The organism is Bacillus sp. LL01 (assembly GCF_001037965.1).
In genome coordinates, this window is the sequence record NZ_LFEL01000132.1 from 1 (window position 1) to 5,012 (window position 5,012).

A 5,012-nucleotide genomic window follows, 5' to 3' on the forward strand; every position below is an offset into this window, starting at 1 on the left:
TGATGATGATGCCACACATTCACATCAATTTATGCAAATTGAGGGTCTTTTTGTTGATAAAAATGTGCGCATGAGTGATTTAAAAGGGGTACTTGAAGCATTTGCTCAATCCTTCTTTGGTCGTGATCGTAGCATTCGTCTTCGTCCTAGCTTCTTCCCATTTACAGAACCTTCTGTAGAGGTTGATGTTTCATGTGGGATGTGTGGGGGAGAAGGGTGTCGCGTATGTAAGAACACAGGTTGGATAGAAGTTCTTGGAGCAGGGATGATTCATCCACGTGTACTTGAAATGAGTGGATTTGATCCGGCCATTTACAGTGGTTTTGCATTCGGAATGGGTGTAGAACGCCTTGCGATGCTTAAATATGATATTGATGATATTCGTCATTTCTATACAAATGACGTACGCTTTTTAGCGCAATTTAAACAGGTGTAAGGGGGAATAGACATGTTAGTATCTTATAAATGGTTACAAGATTACGTGAAAATAGATGACGTTACACCAAAAGAGATCGCAGAGAAAATGACTCGCGGTGGTATTGAAATTGACTTCGTACATGAGTTGAATCAAGGCATCAAAGGTGTAGTGGTAGGGTATGTTCTCTCTTGCAGTCAACATCCTAACGCTGATAAGTTAAATGTTTGTCAGGTGGATGTCGGAGAAGAAGAGCCAGTTCAAATTGTATGTGGCGCACGAAATATAGCAGCAGGCCAATATGTTGCTGTAGCTAAAGTAGGCGCAGTCCTTCCTGGTAACTTCAAAATTAAGAAAGCAAAGCTACGTGGCGAAGTATCCCAAGGGATGATTTGTTCGTTGCAAGAGCTCGGTATTGAGAGCAAGCTCGTTCACAAGGATTATGCAGAAGGTATTTATGTTTTTAGTGAAGATGTTGAAGTAGGTGCAGATGCACTGGCTATCTTAAATTTGGACGATACGGTTTTAGAACTAGACTTAACGCCAAATCGTTCAGACTGCTTAAATATGTTAGGTGTAGCTTATGAAGTGGCTGCATTATATAATCGTAACGTTGAACTACCAACGATTGAGCTAGATACAAATAAAGAACTAGCATCGGATTATATTAGCGTATCTGTAGAAGATGCTACTGATAATCCTTATTATGGTGCAACAATTATTAAAGATGTGAAAGTAGGTCCATCACCATTATGGTTGCAAAATCGTCTGATGGCAGCTGGCATTCGTCCAATTAGTAATGTGGTAGATGTGACGAACTACGTATTACTTGAATATGGTCAACCACTCCATGCTTTTGACTATGATCGTTTTGGTTCTAAAAAAGTTGTTGTACGCCGTGCAAATGATGGAGAGAAGATGGTGACACTTGATGATGCTGAGCGTTCACTAAATGCTGATCACCTTCTTATTACAAATGGAAAAGRGCCTATGGCAATTGCTGGTGTAATGGGTGGAGCGACTTCAGAAGTGAATCAAGAAACCTCTACCATTTTACTTGAAGCTGCTTACTTTAATCCTTCTACTGTAAGAAAAGCTTCCCGTGATCTTGGCTTACGTAGTGATTCAAGTGCTCGCTTTGAAAAAGGTGTAGATCCTGCTCGAGTAAAAGTAGCGGGTGAGCGTGCAGCTTCTCTTATTGCAGAGCTTGCAGGTGGTACGATTGTCTCAGGTGTGGTTTGTGCAGATGAACTAACTGTGGAAGAACAACAAGTGGCACTAGACTTAGAGCGTATGAACAACCGTCTTGGAACGACGATTCAAAAGACGAATGTGGAAGAGATTTTAAACCGTCTACAATTCTCATTTGAAGAAAATGGAGATCATCTTGTAGTGACTGCTCCAACTCGCAGACAAGACATTCAAATTGAAGAAGATTTGTTTGAAGAAATTGCTAGGCTGTATGGTTATGATGCTATTCCAACAACTTTACCTGAGGGGGCAACAACTCAAGGAGTGCTAACTCGTTATCAAGAAAAGCGTCGCCGTGTTCGTCGTTATTTAGAGAGTGCTGGACTCACTCAAACGATTACTTACTCTTTAACAAGCCCTAAGAAGGCTGAAGGGTTTGCAACGGATTATCCAATTGAAACGGCAGTTCGTTTAGCTATGCCGATGAGTGAAGATCGTAGTACGATGCGTACAAGCTTAATTCCTCACTTATTTGATGTTTTAACATACAATTTGAATCGTAAAAATAGCGACCTTCACCTTTACGAAGTAGGTTCAATTTTCACAAGCGAAGAAAAAGAATTAACAACACAACCAATAGAAAGAGAAATGGTTGCGGCAGCATTTACTGGAAAGTGGCAAGAACACCCATGGCAAGCAGAGAAAAAGCCTGTAGATTTCTTTGTGGTCAAAGGGATTGTAGWAGGTCTATTTGCTGAAATGGGTCTTAAAGATCAAGTTAAGTTCCAACAGGCTAAGCTTGAGAAGATGCACCCAGGTCGTACTGCGGTTGTAGTCCTTAATGATGAAGAGATTGGCTTTATTGGACAAGTACACCCAACAACAGAAAAGCAAGAAGATTTGCGAGAAACTTACGTGTTCCAGCTTGATTTAGAGAGTATTCTCACAGCAGATGTGGCACCTGTTGTCWATGAATCATTACCAAGGTTCCCTGCTATTCAAAGGGATATTGCCTTAGTGGTTGATAGAAGTATAGCAGCAGGAGAGGTTGAAGCGGTTATTCGTCAAACTGGTGGCAAATTGTTAAAAGCTGTTCATTTATTTGATTTATACCAAGGAGAGCATATGGAAGAAGGCAAGAAGTCATTAGCTTTCTCTTTAACGTATTTAGATCCAGAAAAAACATTAACAGATGAAGAAGTAACAAATGTTCATGAAAACGTACTTGAAGAATTAAAGAAACAAATTAGTGCCACACTTCGTGCGTAAATAATTTGGTTTGAAACCCCTGCCTAAGAGGAAACTATATGGTGGGGGTTTTATTTATTCTGCCAAGGTAGAGAGGGAGTRGCTTCACTGAAAAAGCGCTATGTACTAATCGCTATTTTATTGATTTTAGTAATTGTTACGTTATACGGAATATATCGTCCACTTCCAGAAGGAATTTCTTATGAAAGTGAATCTTACTATGTAGAAGATGTTGATTTCTTATATGACTTAACCTACCTAGACCTAGAAGAAGACGTTCTTCAAATAGAACAGCAAATATTCTCAGCTATTGAAGCTGCGATCGTAGAAGCAGAGGAATTTATTATATTTGATATGTTCTTATACAATGACTTCTATGATCCAGAGCTCGACYTTCCCCCGCTTAGTCAACATATGACCGATGTATTAATTAAGAAGAAAGAAACAAATCCTGATGTTGAGATGCTTGTTTTATCTGATGAAATTAATACAACCTATGGGTCTCATCGGTCTCAACACTTCGAACAATTAAAAGACGCTGGTATTGATGTAGTTGTTGTCGATGTGACAAAGTTACGTGATTCAAATCCTTTATATTCTGGAATTTGGCGTACGTTTATCCAGTGGTTTGGTCAATCAGGTAATGGTTGGTTACCAAATGCCTTTAGTCCAGAAGCGCCAGATGTCACGCTGCGTTCTTATTTGAAATTATTTAATGTGAAAGCGAATCACCGCAAAGTAGTGGCAACTGAACGAACAGCGATTGTGTCTTCTGCTAATCCACATGATGCTAGTGCTCATCATTCTAATATTGCGTTTCAGGTGAACGGACCAATTATTGATGAGCTGGTCTATACAGAGCATGCAGCGAGCGAGTTCTCTAACGGCCCCACTCTCACAAATGTGGAAGCTCTCCCTGTGGAAGAAGGGGATGTAGAGGTAAGGGTGCTGACCGAAGGAAGAATATATGAACGAACACTTGAGATGATTGATGAGACAGTATCTGGTGATGAACTATGGCTTGGTATGTTTTATTTATCAGATCGAAATATAATTAATTCCCTTATTGAAGCTGCTAATCGTGGAGCACAGATTCGTCTAATATTAGATCCTAATGAAAATGCTTTTGGCCAGGAGAAGGTAGGATTACCCAATCGACCTGTTGCAGCAGAACTGTTAGAAGAGGCACCTATTGAAGTGAGATGGTACGACACGATTGGTGAGCAATATCACCCTAAGCTCATCGCGAGAGTCAGTGAGGGTCACACCACTGTTATTGGTGGCTCTGCCAACTTTACAAGTCGTAACTTGCGTGATTATAATCTCGAAACGAATGTGTGGGTAGAAGCATCAAACGGTCACTCTTTCTCCCAGGACATCTCCTCCTATTTTGAGACAATATGGGCTAACGAAGAAGGTCACTATACTGTTCCTTACGAAGAGTATAGAGATGAGACAACATGGCTGACTAGGTTTTTATATCGATTACAGAAGTTGACAGGATTGACAACGTATTAATTTAGCGAAAATACTGACCACCACCGTTAGATAGGTGGTGGTTTTCATCGCGATTTTTCTTTTTTTTCCAACGGTTTGAACAGAAATATTTCCATCAACCGTGCTTCATGTTATGATTAACAAAGGATTTTGTCGGCTCTTAGTGTTTTAGAGCGAAGATTGTGGAGATAGGAGGCTTCTTTTGTGTCTAAGAAAAATCAAAAACAGCGGACAACTGTTTCAATCTATGGTCAAAATTATACGGTTGTCGGTCAAGAATCTCCGGCACATTTAAAAGAAGTGGCGCAAGAGGTTGACCAAAAAATGAGAGAAATAAAAAAGAGAAACCCTTATTTAGATACAACACGTCTAGCAGTGTTAACAGCTGTTAATATAGTGGATGAATATAAAAAGTTACAGTTGAAACTTGAACAAGACGTGACTAGCAACTCAGAAACAAACCGGACGACAGGAGACGAATAATATGTTAAGTTTGCTTTTACTTCTACTCTTATTTATGAGCTTCTTTATAGGACGTAGACGTGGATTTATATTGCAGTTGATTCATTTAGTAGGCTTTATCGTCGCATTATATGTGGCATATAAATATTATCAAGATGTTGCTACCTACATACAATTGTGGATTCCATATCCTCAATTC

4 protein-coding genes and 1 pseudogene are annotated in these 5,012 nt (G+C 39.7%); all 5 read left to right on the plus strand.

All coding sequences use genetic code 11. From position 1 onward, the window contains the following. Positions 1 to 436, plus strand: a pseudogene (pheS, locus tag AB685_RS26265) (phenylalanine--tRNA ligase subunit alpha); the annotation flags it as partial. Between the two features lie 12 nt (positions 437 to 448). Further along, a complete protein-coding gene (gene pheT, locus AB685_RS26270; RefSeq protein ID WP_047973543.1) occupies positions 449 to 2,875 on the plus strand; it encodes a phenylalanine--tRNA ligase subunit beta in 2,427 nt (808 codons plus the stop codon). Between the two features lie 120 nt (positions 2,876 to 2,995). Further along, positions 2,996 to 4,372, plus strand: a complete 1,377-nt coding sequence (locus AB685_RS26275) for a phospholipase D family protein (RefSeq protein ID WP_241773388.1) — start codon at positions 2,996 to 2,998, stop codon at positions 4,370 to 4,372. Between the two features lie 183 nt (positions 4,373 to 4,555). After that, positions 4,556 to 4,834 carry a cell division protein ZapA gene (zapA, locus tag AB685_RS26280; protein ID WP_047973544.1) on the plus strand — a complete coding sequence of 93 codons (279 nt, stop codon included), beginning with the start codon at positions 4,556 to 4,558 and terminating at the stop codon, positions 4,832 to 4,834. Between the two features lies 1 nt (position 4,835). Next, positions 4,836 to 5,012, plus strand: a 177-nt coding sequence (locus AB685_RS30655) for a CvpA family protein (RefSeq protein ID WP_047973545.1), incomplete at its 3' end; no start/stop codon positions are given.